The organism is Frankiales bacterium (assembly GCA_016125335.1).
GTDB lineage: Bacteria > Actinomycetota > Actinomycetes > S36-B12 > CAIYMF01 > Longivirga.
This window is the reverse complement of sequence record WGLY01000026.1, coordinates 35,154-50,827: the sequence shown is the minus strand read 5'-3', so window position 1 is coordinate 50,827 and position 15,674 is coordinate 35,154. Positions and strand designations below refer to the sequence as shown.

The window sequence follows — 15,674 nt, the reverse complement described above, 5'->3', positions numbered from 1 at the left end:
GGCCGGGCCGCTGCCCTCACGGACGAAGGAGAGCGGTGAGCCACGACCACGACCACGGGATGCGCGACACCGCGCTCGCCCACCGTGGCCCGCTCGCCGTGGTGCTGGGCATCTCCTCGACCATCCTGGTGGCCGAGGTCGTCGGCGGCCTGGTGTCCGGCAGCCTCGCGCTGCTGGCCGACGCCGGCCACATGCTCGCCGACGTCGCCGGTCTCACCCTGGCCCTCGTGGCCGCGACGCTCTCGCTGCGACCGGCCACGCCGGAGCGCACTTGGGGCTACCGCCGCGCCGAGGTGGTCGCCGCCGCTGCTCAGGCCGCGCTGCTCCTCGCGGTGGGCATCGGCGTCCTGGTCGAGGGGGTGCGGCGTCTGCTCGACCCGCCCGAGGTCGACTCCGGGCTGATGTTCTGGTTCGCCCTGCTGGCGCTGGGCGGCAACGCCGTGTCCGTGCTCGTGCTCACCCGGATCCGCCAGGGCAACCTCAACACCCGGGCCGCGACGCTCGAGGTGCTCGCCGACGCGCTCGGCGCGTTCGCGGTCGTGGTGGCCGCCGTGCTCATCGACCGGCTGGGCTGGCTGCGGGCGGACGCCGTCACCTCCATCGCGATCGCGCTGCTCATCGTGCCGCGCACCCTGCGCCTGCTGCGCGAGTCCGTCGACGTGCTGCTCGAGGCCACGCCGAAGGGGGTCGACCTCGGCGACGTGCGCAACCACCTGCTGGGGGTCGCGCACGTGCTCGAGGTGCACGACCTGCACGCCACGCAGGTGGCGACCGACCTGCCCGTGCTCACCGCGCACGTCGTGGTGGAGGACGAGTGCTTCCACGACGGGCACCTGCCGCTGCTGCTCGACGAGATGCAGAGCTGCCTCGCCGACCACTTCGACGTCGAGCACTCCACGTTCCAGTTCGAGCCGCCCGGCCACGGCGAGCACGAGCACCCGGTGCACGCCTGACGCGAGCCCGACCACCGCCGAGTGCTTGCCCGAGCCGCGTCAGCGGCAGATCATGGCGAGGCAGGTGGTGGCACGGTCGTCGAGCGAAGGCGCTGGGATGTCGGGTCAGGAGTGGTCGGCCGAGACCGTCGCCGGCATCGTGCGCGAGCACGCCCACCTGCGCGGCCCGCTCCTGCCGGTGCTCCACGCGGTGCAGGAGCGCATCGGCTGGATCCCGCCCGACGCCGTCCCTGTGATCGCGCACGAGCTCAACCTCTCGCGCGCGGACGTGCACGGCGTCGTCACCTTCTACGCCGACTTCCGCACCGAGCCGCCCGGCCGCACCGTGGTGGGGGTGTGCCGCGGCGAGGCGTGCCAGTCGCGCGGGGGCCGCGACCTCGAGGCGCACGCGCAGGACGCGCTCGGCGTGCCCTTCGGCGGCACGACGCAGGACGGCGAGGTCACGCTCGACCAGGTGTTCTGCCTCGGCAACTGCGCGCTGCCGCCGTCGGTCACGGTCGACGGCCGGCTGCACGGACGGGTCGACGCGGCGACGTTCGACCGGCTGCTCGCGGAGGCCCGGTGACCACGGTCTACGTCCCGCGCGACTCCGCGGCCCGCTCGGTCGGCGCCGACGAGGTGGCACTCGCCGTGCTGGCCGAGGCCGAGCTGCGCGGGGCCGACGTCACGCTCGTGCGGAACGGGTCGCGCGGCATGCTGTGGCTCGAGCCGCTCGTCGAGGTGGCCACACCGCAGGGCCGGGTCGCCTACGGGCCCGTGCGCGCCGACGACGTCGCGTCGCTGTTCGACGCCGGCCTCCTCGAGGGCGGCGCGCACGCGCTGGCGCTGGGCCCCACGGAGTCGCACGAGTGGCTGGCCCGACAGAACCGGCTCGCGTTCGCACGGGTGGGCGTGGTCGACCCGCTCTCGACCGACGACTTCCTCGCGCACGGCGGCCTCGCCGGGCTCCGGGCCGCGCTGGCGATGCCGCCGGCCGACGTCGTCGAGGCCGTGGTGGGGTCCGGGCTGCGTGGGCGCGGCGGCGCCGGGTTCCCCACAGGGATCAAGTGGCGCACGGTCGCGGAGGCCGACGGCCCGCTGAAGTTCGTGTGCTGCAACGCCGACGAGGGCGACAGCGGCACCTTCGCCGACCGCATGCTGCTGGAGGGGGATCCCTTCGCGCTGCTGGAGGGCATGGCCGTCGCGGCGCACGCGGTGGGCGCGACCGAGGGCTACGTGTACGTGCGATCGGAGTATCCCGACGCCGTCGCCACCCTGCGCTCGGCCGTCGAGCTGGCCCGCGCGGCCGGGTGGCTCGGCGAGGACGTCCTCTGCTCCGGGCTCACGTTCGACATCGAGGTGCGCGTGGGCGCAGGGGCGTACATCTGCGGCGAGGAGACCTCGATGCTCGAGAGCATCGAGGGGCGCCGCGGCACGGTGCGCCCCAAGCCGCCGATCCCCGCCCTGTCCGGGCTGTTCGGCCGGCCCACCGTCGTCAACAACGTGCTCTCGTTCGCCTCGGTGCCCGCCGTGCTGACCGGCGGGCCGGCGTCGTACGCCGCCCTGGGCACCGGCCGGTCCCGCGGCACGCAGGTGTTCCAGCTCGCGGGCAACGTCGCGCGCGGCGGGATCGTCGAGACCGAGTTCGGGCTCACCCTGCGCGAGCTCGTCGAGGGCTACGGCGGCGGCACGGCGTCGGGCCGCCCGGTGCGCGCGGTGCAGGTGGGCGGCCCGCTCGGCGCCTACCACCCGGCCGACGGCCTCGACGTCCGGCTCGACTACGAGGAGCTCGCGTCGGTGGGCGGCATGCTCGGCCACGGCGGCGTGGTGGTGTTCGACGACACCGCGGACATGGGTGCGCAGGCGCGCTTCGCGATGGAGTTCTGCGCCGTGGAGTCGTGCGGCAAGTGCACGCCGTGCCGGGTGGGCGCCGTGCGCGGCGTCGAGGTGATCGACGCGATCCTGCACGGCCCGTCCGAGGAGAGGGCCGGGCAGGCGGCGCTGCTCGAGGACCTGTGCGAGCTGATGGCCGACGGCTCGTTGTGCGCCATGGGCGGCCTCACGCCGCAGCCCGTGCGCTCGGTGCTGCGCCACTTCGGCGAGGACCTCGGGCTCACCCCCGTGGCGAGCAGGGACGGCACATGAGCACGCCGGGGCCGCGACGGGGCGGCGCGGGACGCAGCACGGTGCCGACGGAGGAGGTGCGCTGATGGGACGGACCGGGACGGTCGACCTCGGCACCCCGGCGGTGCCTGGCAAGGCGACGGTGCAGGTGGTGGTCGACGGCATCCCCGTGGTGGTGCCGCCGGGGACGTCGGTGATGCGCGCCGCGGCGCTGGCCGGCATCGACGTGCCGAAGCTGTGCGCCACGGACTCGCTCGACGCGTTCGGCTCGTGCCGGCTCTGCCTCGTCGAGGTGGAGGGCCGGCCGGGCACGCCGGCGTCCTGCACCACGCCGTGCACGCCGGGCATGACGGTGTCCACGCAGACGCCGAGGCTCGAGCGGCTACGGCGCGGCGTGATGGAGCTCTACGTCTCCGACCACCCGCTCGACTGCCTGACCTGCCCCGCGAACGGCGACTGCGAGCTGCAGGACATGGCCGGCGTCGTCGGCCTGCGCGAGGTGCGCTACGCCGAGGGCGTCAACCACCTCGACGGCCCCACCGACGACAGCAACCCCTACTTCTCCTTCGACGACAGCAAGTGCATCGCCTGCTCCCGGTGCGTGCGGGCGTGCAGCGACATCCAGGGCACCTTCGCCCTCACCATCGCCGGCCGCGGCTTCGACTCCCGCGTGGTCGCGGGTGCGGGCGAGTCGTTCATGCAGTCCGAGTGCGTCTCCTGCGGCGCGTGCGTGCAGGCCTGCCCCACGTCGACGTTGCAGGAGAAGACGGTCATCGATCTCGGAGTGCCCACCCGCTCGGTGCGCACCACGTGCGCCTACTGCGGCGTCGGCTGCTCGTTCGTCGCCGAGCTGCGCGGCGACCAGGTCGTGCGGATGGTGCCGGACAAGGACGGCGGGGCCAACGAGGGCCACAGCTGCGTGAAGGGCCGGTTCGCGTGGGGCTACGCCACGCACCGCGACCGGCAGCTGCGGCCGATGGTGCGCGAGACGACGTCGGACCCCTGGCGCACCGTCGACTGGGACGAGGCGATCGCCCACACCGCGCGCCGGCTGCGGGAGATCCAGGAGGAGCACGGCGTCGGTGCGATCGGCGGCATCACCTCCTCGCGGTGCACCAACGAGGAGGTCTACGTCGTCCAGAAGATGATCCGGGCGTCGTTCGGCAACAACAACGTCGACACCTGCGCGCGGGTGTGCCACTCGCCCACGGGCTACGGGCTCAAGCAGACCTTCGGCACCTCCGCGGGCACCCAGGACTTCCCGTCGGTGGAGCACGCCGACGTCGTGCTGCTGATCGGCGCCAACCCCACCGACGGCCACCCCGTGTTCGCCGCCCGGCTCAAGCGACGGCTGCGCGAGGGCGCGAAGCTGGTCGTCGTCGACCCGCGCCGCATCGACCTGGTGCGCTCGCCGCACGTCGCCGCCGAGGAGCACCTGCAGCTGCGCCCCGGCACCAACGTCGCGATCGTGAACGCGCTCGCGCACGTGGTGGTCACCGAGGGGCTGGTCGACCGCGCGTTCGTGGCCGAGCGCTGCGAGGCCGACAGCTTCGCCGCGTGGGAGGCGTTCATCGCGAGGCCGGAGAACAGCCCGGAGTCCGTGGAGCCGATCACCGGGGTGCCCGCCGACGCCGTGCGCCGCGCCGCGCGGCTCTACGCGACGTCGGCCGCCTCCGCCATCTACTACGGCCTCGGCGTCACCGAGCACTCGCAGGGCTCCACCATGGTGATGGGCATGGCGAACCTGGCGATGGCGACGGGCAACGTCGGCCGCGAGGGGGTCGGCGTCAACCCGCTGCGCGGGCAGAACAACGTGCAGGGCTCGTGCGACATGGGCTCGTTCCCGCACGAGCTCCCCGGCTACCGGCACGTCGGCGACGCCGCGGTGCGCGGGATCTTCGAGGCCGTGTGGGGGACGACGATCGACCCCGAGCCGGGACTGCGGATCCCGAACATGTTCGACGCCGCACTCGCCGGCGGCTTCCGCGGGATGTTCGTGCAGGGCGAGGACCTCGCGCAGTCGGACCCGAACGTCGAGCACGTGAAGGCGGCGCTCGGCTCGCTCGAGCTGCTCGTCGTGCAGGACCTCTTCCTCAACGAGACCGCCAAGTTCGCCCACGTCTTCCTGCCCGGCACCTCCTTCCTGGAGAAGGACGGCACCTTCACCAACGCCGAGCGGCGGATCAACCGGGTGCGGCCGGTCATGCCGTCGGCCACGGGTAAGCAGGAGTGGGAGGTGGCCTGCGAGCTGGCCACCGCCATGGGCTACCCCATGTCGTACGGCTCGGCCGCCGAGATCATGGACGAGATCGCCGCGACGACGCCCACCTTCGCCGGCGTCTCGTTCGACCGGCTCGACGCCGTGGGCAGCCTGCAGTGGCCCTGCAACGACGCCGCGCCCGACGGCACGCGCGTGATGCACGTCGACGGGTTCGTGCGCGGGAAGGGGCACTTCGTCGAGACGCCGTTCGTGCCCACCGACGAGCGCACCACGCGCCGCTTCCCGCTCATCCTCACGACCGGCCGCATCCTCACCCAGTACAACGTCGGAGCCCAGACCCGCCGCACGCCGAACGTGCTGTGGCACAGCGAGGACGTGCTCGAGGTGCACCCGCACGACGCCGAGACGCGCGGGATCGCGACGGGCACGCCCGTGACGGTCACCAGCAGGGTCGGCGAGACCGTGCTGCGGGCGAAGGTGACCGACCGCGTGCCGCAGGGCGTCGTCTACACCACCTTCCACTTCCCGGGCAGCGGGGCGAACGTGGTGACCACCGACTACTCGGACTGGGCCACCAACTGCCCGGAGTACAAGGTGACCGCCGTCGAGATCGCGCCCAGCACGCGGCAGCCGCTCACCGACGCGCAGATGGCGGCCGGCCAGGCTCCTGTCGGGGGCCGCGCGTGAGCTCCGCCGCGGACACCGACGCCACCCTGGTGCGCATGGCGAACCAGATCGCGGACAACGCGGCGTACCTGCCGCACGACGAGGCGGTGGCCATGGTGGCCGCGCACCTGCGCTCGTTCTGGGCGCCGTCCATGCGCGAGCGGCTCACGGCCTACGTCGACGAGGGCGGGGAGGGGCTCGGCCCGCTCGCCCGGGCGGCGCTCGACAGCCTGCGCTGACGCGCCTGCGGCGTCCGGCGCCCGTGTCCCGCGTCCGGCACGAGGTCACGTTCGGGCCACTGGCGGTCACGACGTCGGCCCGGCATGGCAGGGTGTCCCGGGCGCCCGTCACGGCGACAGTGCAAGCACCTCCCGGCAGCAGCTCCGGCCGCGCCGGGAGGTCCGGCGTGGAGGGGGAGTCGGCTCGTGGAGGCGCTGCGGCTCGCACTGCGCGGACTGCGCTGGCGGGCCGGGTCGTCGGCGGCGGTGCTCGTGGTCTCGGTGGTCGCCATGGCCGGCGCCGCCCTGGGCCCGCTCTACGCGTCCAGCGCCTCGGAGTCCCTGGTGCGCGACGCGCTCGCGAGCGCGCCCCCCGTCACCACCGGGGTGCTCTCGCGCGGCAACATCGCCGGGCAGACGCAGTTCACGCCGAACCAGCTCGCGCAGGCGGTGCAGGCGCGGGCGGCCGACCCCCGGCTCGACCCGTGGTACGGGCCGCCGACGCTGTCGCTGACGGTGCTCCAGGGCAGCCCCAGCATCGAGGGTCGCGCGCTCGGCGTGGCCGAGGTGAGCTGGTACCGCGGGCAGTGCGGCGGTGTCACGATCGTGTCCGGCCGGTGCCCGGACGGGCCCGGCCAGGCGATGGTGTCGGCGCGGCTGCTCAAGGACTCCCACGCCCGGCTCGGCACGACGATGCGCCTCGGCATCACCTCGGACCCGCGCGCCGACACCGTGACCCTGGTCGGCACCTACGACCCCACCACGGCGGACCCGGCGGTGTGGGGCCTGGCCCACCCGGACCAGTACTCGACGCCGAGCAACCCGGACGCGCCGGACATCCTCGACGAGGTGCTGGTCGACCAGGCCACCATGGAGCGCAGCAACGGCGACGTCGCAGCTGTCGCCTTCCGCGCGCTGAACGCGGAGTCGGTCCACCTCGGGGACGTCCCGGCGCTGCGCGCGACCGTCGCCACCGTCACCGACATCACCATCGCCCCGCCGCCGATCGTGGGCGCGCCGCAGATCTCCGGCGGACCGCCGGCGACGCTGTCGATCAGCGGGCTGCCGGACTTCCTCGACTCGCTCCAGCCCGTGCTCGACAACGTGGCCGCGACCTCGTTCGCCGTCACCGCGCAGCTGGTGCTGCTCGCCTGGTTCGTGCTCTTCCTCGTGATCGCGGCCACCAGCGAGGAGCGCTCCGGCGAGATCGCCCTGGCCAAGCTGCGCGGCATGACGCCGCGCTCCACCGTGGCGTTCGGCCTGGCCGAGCCCGTCATCCTCCTGGTGGTGGCCCTGCCCGTCGGAGCCGCCCTCGCCTACGCGGCCGACGTCTGGCTCACGCGTCGCTACCTCGTGCCCGGCACCGACGTCACCCTGACGCCGCTCGTGGGCCTCGCCCTGCTCGTGTGCCTGCTCGGCGGCGCGGTCGCCGCGGGCCTGGCGGTGCGCGGCATCCTCACGGCGCCGGTGCTCGAGCAGCTGCGCCGCACGTCCGGGCGGCGGGCCCGGCTGGTGCGCTCCTCGGCCGTGGACGCCGCCGCGGTCGCCCTGGCCGCCGCCGGCATCTACGAGCTCAACCGCGGCGGGTCCGACTCCTTGGCGCTGCTCGCCCCGGGCCTCATCGCGCTGGCGGTCGGGCTGCTCGCGGTGCGCGCGCTGCCCTGGCTCGCGCGCATCGAGGTGGCGCGCACCCGCCGCTCGCCGAGGCTGGCGTCGTACCTCTCCTCGCGCAACATCGCGCGCCGGCCCTCGGGCCTGCGGATCGTGGTGCTGCTCTCGCTCGCCGTGGGACTCGCGGTGTTCGCCGTCGACGGCTGGGTCGTCTCGGCGGACAACCGCGCCGACCTCGCGCGGGCGCAGGTGGGTGCCGCGCGCGTGCTGCACGTGCACGCCGGCTCGGCCGGGCAGCTGCTCGCCGCGGTCGAGCAGGCCGACCCGTCCGGCACGCACGCGATGGCGGCGACCCAGAGCGACAACGGGTCGGGCGGCCTGCTCACCGTGGACGCCTCCCGGCTCGCGGCCGTGACGTCGTGGGACCCCGGCTGGGTGCACATGGCGCCGGCCGACCTCGCGGCCGCGCTGCACCCGCCGCAGCAGACCGATCCCCTCCCCGTGCAGGGCAGCCTGACGCTCACCGCCACCTACCAGGGCCAGGGCGAGCCCGTGCTGCTCAGCGTGGTGGTCCGCAGCGCCACCGGCCTGCCGTCGTCGGTGACCATGGGCGTGCTGCGGCGGGGGAGCCACAGCTACACCGTGCCGCTACCCACGTGCGTGGCCGCGGCGTGCTCGCTCTCGGCGTTCACGTTCACCCACCCCATCGAGCTCCCGGCCACCAACACCGTGGGCACGGTCGTGCTGGGCGACGCGCGCGACGCGCAGGGGCCGGTCGACCTCACGGCGCCGGGGCAGACGGGCTGGCGCAGCGGGGCCTCGGGGCTGGTCAACCGGATCGACTCGGGGGCCGTCGTCACGTCGCTCGACGGCGGTGCCCTGCACGTGAAGATCCGCGTCGAGCCGATCGCCGACGGCGCGATCGAGGTCGCCGACCACCCGCTCTCGCTCCCGGTGCTCCAGGGCAGCAACGCCGTGAAGGCGAGCGGCGCGCCCGAGGGCTACGACGTCATCGCGGGTCTCGACGGACGCTTCACCGACGTGCAGATCCTCCAGACCGGCGTGCTGCCGAGGCTGCTGCGCTCGGGCACCATGGCCGATCTCCCGTTCGCCCTCGCCGCGACCGGCACCGTGACCGACCCGCTCGACTACCAGGTGTGGCTCTCGCCCGACGCGCCGGCGTCGATCGTGACCGACCTCCAGGCCTCGGGCCTGTCGGTGGTGCGCGAGGAGTCGCTCGACTCGACCCAGGCCGAGCTCGACCGCGGCGGCACGGCTCTCGCGCTGCGGCTCTTCCTGCTCGCCGCGCTGGTGGCGCTCGTGCTCGGCGCGGGCACGCTGCTGGCCAACGCCTACGTCGTGATCCGCCGGCGCGCGTACGAGCTCGCGGCCCTGCGGGCCATCGGCGCGCCGCGGTCCGTTCTCGTCCGCGCGGCCCGTCGCGAGCAGGTGGCGCTCGCGCTCACCGGCGTCGTGCTCGGTGCCGGTGCCGGCCTCGTCGCGGCTGGGATCGCCCTGCCGCCGCTGGTCGACAGCGCCGGCGCGGACGGCCCGCCGCTCTGGTACGGCCCGGCGTGGCTGCCGGTGCTCGCCGTGGTCGCCGTGATCCTGGCGGTGCTCGCCGTCGTCGCGGACGTCGGGGCCCGGCGCACCGTGCGGCGGGCCATGCCGGACCTGTTGAGGCAGGTGCAGGAATGACCGTCACCACGACGCGACCGGCCGGGCTGGCGGTGCGCTGCGAGGAGCTGGTGCACATCTACCGCACCGGCGACCTCGACGTCGTCGCTGTGCGCGGCGTGGACCTCGACGTCGCGCCGGGGGAGCGCGTGGCGCTGCTCGGTCCGTCCGGATCCGGCAAGTCGACGCTGCTGGGCATGATGGGCGGGCTCATCCCGCCGAGCGCGGGACGCGTGTGGGTGGGCGACGAGGAGATCGGCGGCCTGCCCGAGCGTGCGCTGCTGCGCATGCGCTCGCAGCGCGTCGGGCTGGTCCTCCAGGGCGCGGCGCGCAACCTGCTGGCCTACGCGACGCCGGCGGACAACGTGCGCTTCGCCAACCGGTCGCTGCCCCGGGCGCGCCGTCGATCGGCGATGCAGCCGCAGGAGCTGCTGGGGGCGCTCGGGCTCGGTGCGGTGGCGGACCGTCCGGTGCCACTGCTCTCCGGTGGCGAGCAGCAGCGGGTGGCGCTGGCCGTCGCGGTGGCGAACGGCCCGGGCCTGCTGCTGGCCGACGAGCCCACCTCGCAACTCGACCATCCCGCGCGCGACGCCGTGCTCGATCTCCTCGACGAGGTGAACGAGCGGTTCGGCACCACGGTCGTGGTCGTGACGCACGACCCCGAAGTGGGCCAGCGGCTCGGGCGCACGGTGACGATGCGCTACGGCCGTGTGGGGCAGGAGGGCCACCACGGCGAGCAGTTCGCCGTCGTCGGCAAGGACGGCAGCGTGCACCTGCCCGACGAGGTGGTGGCCGACTGGCCGCCCGGCACGCGCGTGATCGTCGAGCGCGACGGTGCCGAGGTGCGACTGCGCAGGAGCGAGACATGACGAGCGCGCATCCCGCTGAGCCCCGCGACGGCGTGACCGTCACCGCGCGCGGGGTCGTCGTCGTGCGCGGCGGACGCCGCGTGGTCGACGAGGTCGACGTCGACGTCGTGCCGGGCCGCGTGCTCGCGGTGACCGGGCCGTCGGGCTCAGGCAAGTCGACGCTGCTCACCGTGCTCGCCGGGCTCGTCCCGGCCGACGGCGGCACCGTCGACCCGGCCGACCGCGCCGCGCGCACCGGCGTCGTCTTCCAGGGCTACGGGCTGCTGCCGGTGCTCACCGCGGCGGAGAACGTCGAGCTGCCGCTGCAGCTGCGCGGCCTCGACCGCACGGTCGTGCGCGACCGGGCGCAGGCCGCGCTGGCGCGGGCCGGGCTCGCCGACGTCCCGGACCGCCTGGCGGAGGAGCTCTCCGGCGGCCAGCGCCAGCGGGTGGCCGTGGCGCGCGCCCTCGTCGTCGCGCCCGGGCTCCTCGTGGCGGACGAGCCGACCGCGGAGCTCGACGCCGACACCGCCGCGGTGGTGCTCGCCGCGCTGCGGGAGGAGGCTGGTGCCGGGGCCGCCGTCGTCCTAGCGACGCACGACCCCGAGGTCGCCGCGCTGTGCGACGACACGCTGCACCTCGTGGACGGGAGGGCCGAGCGATGAGCGACGCCGAGGTCCGCGCGGTGCTGGAGCACAAGCGGTCCGACCTGCTCGAGCGCATCGCCGGGATCAGCGCGGCCCCCACGGACAGCGGCGGCATCTCCTTCGGCAAGCGCGTGGGCGATGGCACGAGCATCGCCGTGGAGCGGCTGGCGCAGGTGGCCGCGCACGACCAGCTGCTCGAGCAGCTCGCCGACGTCGACCGCGCGCTGGCCAAGCTCGACGCCGGCACCTACGGCACCTGCGACGTCTGCGGCGGCCCCGTCCCCGAGGGCCGCCTCGAGGTGCACCCCTGGGCCACGCGCTGCGTCGCCTGCGCCGAGGCCTGACCCCGTCGTTACTGCCCGGATGACCGGATCTGCGGCCGTTCTCCGGTCATTGCGGCAGTAACGACGGGTCCCGGACCGGGAGGTCAGGGGGTGGTGACGCCGGGCAGGCTGCTCGCCCCGGTGTAGCCGGGGAACACCTCGCCCACCTGGGCCACGCTCGCGCCGGTGCGGTTGACGAGGACGTCGGCGAGCACGGCGCGGTAGTCCGTGGTGGCCGTGAGGTCGCCCTGGGTCAGCTTGTCGGCGGCCAGAGTGGGCCAGGTGCCGTGCACGCCCTGCACCACGTGCCCGCCGAGCACCATCATCACGTTGCCCCAGCCGTGGTCGACCCCGCCGGACTCGTTCTCCTGCACGCGGCGTCCGAACTCGCTGATGGTCACGAGGGTGGTGCTGTCGAGCCACGTGCCGAGGTCGGTCGCGAACGCCTTGAGGCCCCGGCCGAGCTCGAGCAGGTTGCCGCGCATCCAGCCGTTGTCGACCGTGCCGAGGCCGGCGTGCATGTCCCAGTCGCCGAGGTCGATGGTGAGGGCGCGCAGGCCGACGTCGGCCTTGATGAGCTGCGCCGCGTTCTTGAGCGCGTTGCCCAGGCCGCCGCTCGGGTACGACGCGCCGTTCGCCGGCGTGTACGACGCCAGCGACGCCGCGGTGTCCAGCGCGCCGAGGGTGCCGGCCGCCGAGTCGTGCAGGCCGGGGGGAGCCTGGTCGTGCAGCGCGTTGAGGGCCGCCGACCACTTGGCGCGGCTCGCCGCGCTGCCCGCTCCGCTGAGCCGGAAGCCGCTCACCGAGTCCATGCCGAGCACGGGATAGGGACCGGCCAGCGACTCGGGGATCGACGACGAGCCCATCTGCACGGCGCTGAAGGGACCGCCGACGGAGTGCAGCGCCAGCGTGCGGTCGAGCCAGCCGGACCGTGCGCTGGATCCCGGCGCGGCCCGCTCCATCTCGTCCATCGCCGAGAAGTGCGAGCGGTTCGGCGCGCTCATGCCCGCGGCGTGGACGAACGCGAGCTTGCCGGAGGTCCACAGCGCCTGGAGGTCGGCGAGGCCCGGGTGCAGCCCGAACATCGGGTCGAGCTGGAAGGCCGCCGACGCCGGCACAGCGATCGTGGGCCGGTTCGCGGCGTAGTTCGGGTCGCCGATCGGCGCGACGGCCGACAGCCCGTCGAAGCCGCCGCGCAGGGAGAGCACGACGACGGTGTCGCCGGACCAGCCGGGGTCGGCCGCGAACGCGGCACGCATGCCCACGGCCGGCCCGGCGGCGATGGCGACGGAGCCAACGCCGAGCGCCTTGAGCAGCGAGCGGCGGGTCAGGCGTCCGGCCCGCGCCCCCTCCTCGCAGCAGCCCTGGTCGACGGGACGGGCGGTGGTCTCGGTCATGACGGGCCTCACCGGAGGGTCGCGTAGGGCGAGTCCAGCAGCGCTGCCACGAGGGACGGCAGGCCGCCGGACACGGCGGAGGAGCTCGACGACACGGCCTTGTCGGCGGTGACGCCGAGGAAGGCGAGCATCGCGGTCTTGTGCGCGGGTGCCAGGACGCGGCCGAACATCCGACGGGCCACGACGTCGAGCAGCTCGCCGTGCGTCGCCGGGAGCGTGGGCCCCACGGCAGCAGCGAGCAGCGTCGGCCGCACGACGTCGGACGGGTACCAGCCCGCGACCATCGACATCGTGTTGTTCCAGCGTGTCAGGGTCGCGGCCGTCGACTCCCACGCGTCGGCGGTGTCCGGCTGCCCCGTCGGGAACGGCTGCCCGAACGGGTTGTGGCCGGCGTCGTCGGCCATGTAGACGAGCTGGAGCAGGGCGTCGAGGTTGTCGAGCGCCGGGGTGACTCCCATGCGCCGTGCCGTCGAGACCAGGTGCTCGAACGGGCGGGCGACCTTGGCCCCGATCGACTGCGCGAACTCGTGCGAGGAGAACAGCACCCGCAGGACCGGCACGATCGCGGTGTCGTGGGCGAGGTACGTCTTCGCCAGCAGCGACACCAGCCCGGCCGACGGGGTGTCGGACACGAAGCGCACCGCCAGCTTGCGCGCCAGCCGCTGCGCGGTCGCGGGGTGGTGGGCGAGGTAGCTCAGGTAGGCGTTCACCGCGGCCTCGCCACCGGTGTCGGTCGCGTTCGCGTGGCTGAAGCCGAGCACCTTCACCGCGCCGGTCCAGTGGTTCCAGGGCTGGTAGGCGTACTCGCCGGAGTCGGAGTCGACGCCGAGCCCGGTGAGCAGGCGGGCCGAGTTGATGACGCCCACCTCGCCGTAGCCCGCGTCGACGCCCACCGTGTGCAGCTCGAGCAGCTCGCGACCCTGGTTCTCGTTCGGGTGCTCGGCGGTCGAGTCACGGTTGTTGAGGTAGGTGAGCATCGCCGGGTGCTTGGTGACGGCTGCCAGCAGGTCCGCGAACCGGCCGAACGCGCGGGCGCGGATCGTGTACGCGTAGTGCGCCCGCGACTCCGCCGTGCCGTCGGCGTAGATGGTGACGTTGAAGTGGTTGCCCCAGAAGTCCTCCATCACCGTGAGGAGCTGCCGCTTGCTCAGCAGCGCGCGGACGGTGAAGTCCTGGAGCACCGAGTTGTACTGGTCCCAGCCGTTGATGGTGCCGGTCTCGATGCCGTGCTTGACCCGCCAGATCGCGGCCCCCTGCGCGGGCAGGCGGGACAGCACCTGGGCGCAGGCCGTGTCGCTGACGTGGCTCGGCGACATCTGGGCCTCGAGCCATCCGACGTAGCCCGTCGACCGGACCGCTGCGAGGTCGGCGTCGGTCGGCCCGTAGCCGGCCCGGTTGAGCAGGTGCCGTGCCCAGTCCGTGGTGTGGTACGCCGAGACCGCGGAGAACGGCCCGGGCGAGACCACCGTGACGCCGGCCGTCGGGTTGGGCTTGGGCTTGGCCGCGGCCTGCAACTTGAGCTGCAGGTAGCGCGAGAACACCAGCGCCCGCTTGGTCCGCGACCACACGTAGGGCACGCGGAACCACGTGCCGTGGGAGTTCTTGAGGTAGACCGCCGTGCCCACGAAGCGCGCTACGACGGTGGCCTTCGTCGCCTTCGTGACCGTCGTGACGTGGGTCGCGGAGTTGTACCGGTAGGAGACGACGCGGTAGATCGTCACCTTCTTGATCACCGGGGTGGTCGCGGTCGCCGTCGTGGCCTGCGCCGCCGGAGCGGCGGCCACACCGGTCGCGGCGGCGGCGACCACCGCGCCCGCCCCCAGGACCTGACGGCGCGAGACCGTCGTCGGGTCGAGTCCCATGGCACCCCCAGCGTGTGCTGCCGGACGTGCGCCCGGCCCTGTCGTGCGGGGGTCTTCGTCGTCGCCCTCGGCGCGGTTGCTGCGCCGAACGGGGATTCCCGTTGCGCGCGTTACGAAAGTCAGCCGAACGGCGCAGCCGGGGCGGCCCCACCTGCGGCTGCGCCCGCTGCCGCTCTGCGCCGTGTGGGTGGCGACGGCGCGGATGCCGGGACGCGAGAAGCGCCCCGCCGGCGGTCGGCGGAGCGCTCCTCGGGGTCCTCGGGCCGGCTTCCACGACGGTCCAGGATCTCGGACTGATCGACGTCATTATCGGTGGGACCGCCCGGCACCTGAGCATCCACCGGACGGACGGCGTCGGGCGCCGCGGGCCACCGCGCCGACAGCGTCATTCGTTCACCCAGCACTCGTCTGCTGTTCATGCGCTGCTTCTCCCGCCACCGCCCGGCGCATGGAGCATTCCGGCATCCGGCTGGCGCACGCCGATCCGCTCCCACGGCGCGACCGGCTCAGGCAGGTCGCGAGGCACCGGCGTGACGGAAGGACAGCGGTGGCGACCCCTCGGTTCCAGCTCGTCCCGGCCCGGGTCCCGGACCCGGACTCGGGCGTCACCGAATGGGTACGCGCCTCCGAGGCGACCGGACCGGTCCTGTGGCGGCTGCTCGGCGCCAACAACCGCGAGCTCGGCCGGAGCCCGGAGACCTACCCGGACGCGGCCTCGTGCGAGCAGGCGCTGCTCCGGCTCGCCGCTGCCCTCGAGGGGAGCGTCGCGGGCGTCGTGCCCGTGGCCGACGGCTTCGGCTGGCGGTGGCAGATCGTCTCCGAGGGCGAGGTGCTCGCCGCATCGGTCCGCGTCCTGGCGCACGAGCGCGACGCGCGCCACGCCCTGCACCAGTTCCTGGCCACCGTGCCCGACGCCCTCGGCCGGTGGCGGGCGAGCCATGGCTGGGAGGCCGTCACCACGCTCCGCCCCGGCGCCGACGTCGCCCTCGACGAGTCGGCGCTGCCCGTCGTCCACTACGGAGGCGCCTCGTGAGCACCATCACCATCGAGTCCGGACCGGGGCCGGCGCCGCGCGTGGTGGCCGGGTCGAGCCTCGACGCACGCCGCGTGTCCGCCTGGTTCGGCGAGCGCAAGGTGCTCGACCAGGT

General features: G+C 74.3%; 13 protein-coding genes. 10 read left to right on the top strand and 3 right to left on the bottom strand.

Going from position 1 to position 15,674, the window contains the following annotated elements; genetic code table 11:
* Positions 1-35 precede the first annotated feature (35 nt).
* From GC157_14670 to GC157_14630, 9 genes are all read left to right on the top strand, one after another.
* Positions 36-953: a cation diffusion facilitator family transporter gene (locus GC157_14670; protein MBI1378704.1), complete on the top strand. Its 918-nt coding sequence runs from the start codon at positions 36-38 to the stop codon at positions 951-953.
* A gap of 97 nt (positions 954-1,050) precedes the next feature.
* On the top strand, positions 1,051-1,518 hold the full coding sequence (locus GC157_14665; GenBank protein ID MBI1378703.1) for a formate dehydrogenase subunit gamma: 468 nt from the start codon (positions 1,051-1,053) through the stop codon (positions 1,516-1,518).
* Positions 1,515-3,077, top strand: a complete 1,563-nt coding sequence (locus GC157_14660; GenBank protein ID MBI1378702.1) for a formate dehydrogenase — start codon at positions 1,515-1,517, stop codon at positions 3,075-3,077. Before GC157_14665 ends, GC157_14660 begins: the two co-directional genes overlap by 4 nt.
* A gap of 64 nt (positions 3,078-3,141) precedes the next feature.
* On the top strand, positions 3,142-5,964 hold the full coding sequence (locus GC157_14655) for a formate dehydrogenase subunit alpha (protein MBI1378701.1): 2,823 nt from the start codon (positions 3,142-3,144) through the stop codon (positions 5,962-5,964).
* Between the two features lie 35 nt (positions 5,965-5,999).
* Positions 6,000-6,182, top strand: a complete 183-nt coding sequence (locus GC157_14650; GenBank protein ID MBI1378700.1) for a formate dehydrogenase — start codon at positions 6,000-6,002, stop codon at positions 6,180-6,182.
* Positions 6,183-6,368: 186 nt separating this feature from the next.
* Positions 6,369-9,470: an FtsX-like permease family protein gene (locus GC157_14645; GenBank protein ID MBI1378699.1), complete on the top strand. Its 3,102-nt coding sequence runs from the start codon at positions 6,369-6,371 to the stop codon at positions 9,468-9,470.
* Complete coding sequence (locus tag GC157_14640) at positions 9,467-10,318, top strand: ATP-binding cassette domain-containing protein (GenBank protein ID MBI1378698.1); 852 nt, start codon at positions 9,467-9,469, stop codon at positions 10,316-10,318. The genes GC157_14645 and GC157_14640 overlap by 4 nt, the downstream gene beginning before the upstream one ends.
* Positions 10,315-10,962, top strand: coding sequence for an ATP-binding cassette domain-containing protein (locus GC157_14635; protein ID MBI1378697.1), 648 nt, complete (start codon positions 10,315-10,317; stop codon positions 10,960-10,962). Before GC157_14640 ends, GC157_14635 begins: the two co-directional genes overlap by 4 nt.
* The gene (locus GC157_14630) at positions 10,959-11,288 is read left to right on the top strand and encodes a hypothetical protein (GenBank protein ID MBI1378696.1); all 330 of its coding nucleotides are present in this window, start codon (positions 10,959-10,961) and stop codon (positions 11,286-11,288) included. The genes GC157_14635 and GC157_14630 overlap by 4 nt, the downstream gene beginning before the upstream one ends.
* Positions 11,289-11,371: 83 nt before the next feature.
* Here GC157_14630 and GC157_14625 read toward each other — a convergent pair whose 3' ends face one another.
* The 3 genes from GC157_14625 to GC157_14615 all read right to left on the bottom strand — a co-directional run bounded on the left by GC157_14625 (position 11,372) and on the right by GC157_14615 (position 15,368).
* A complete protein-coding gene (locus tag GC157_14625; GenBank protein MBI1378695.1) occupies positions 11,372-12,664 on the bottom strand; it encodes a DUF1501 domain-containing protein in 1,293 nt (430 codons plus the stop codon).
* An 8-nt stretch (positions 12,665-12,672) separates the two neighbouring features.
* The gene (locus tag GC157_14620) at positions 12,673-14,526 is read right to left on the bottom strand and encodes a DUF1800 family protein (protein ID MBI1378694.1); all 1,854 of its coding nucleotides are present in this window, start codon (positions 14,524-14,526) and stop codon (positions 12,673-12,675) included.
* 605 nt (positions 14,527-15,131) lie between these two features.
* The gene (locus GC157_14615) at positions 15,132-15,368 is read right to left on the bottom strand and encodes a hypothetical protein (protein ID MBI1378693.1); all 237 of its coding nucleotides are present in this window, start codon (positions 15,366-15,368) and stop codon (positions 15,132-15,134) included.
* On the opposite strand from GC157_14615, the gene GC157_14610 reads away from it, so the two are divergent.
* Entirely contained in the window at positions 15,356-15,559 is a 204-nt protein-coding gene (locus GC157_14610) for a hypothetical protein (protein MBI1378692.1), read from the top strand. The two genes, GC157_14615 and GC157_14610, sit on opposite strands and share 13 nt — an antisense overlap.
* Positions 15,560-15,674: the final 115 nt, after the last annotated feature.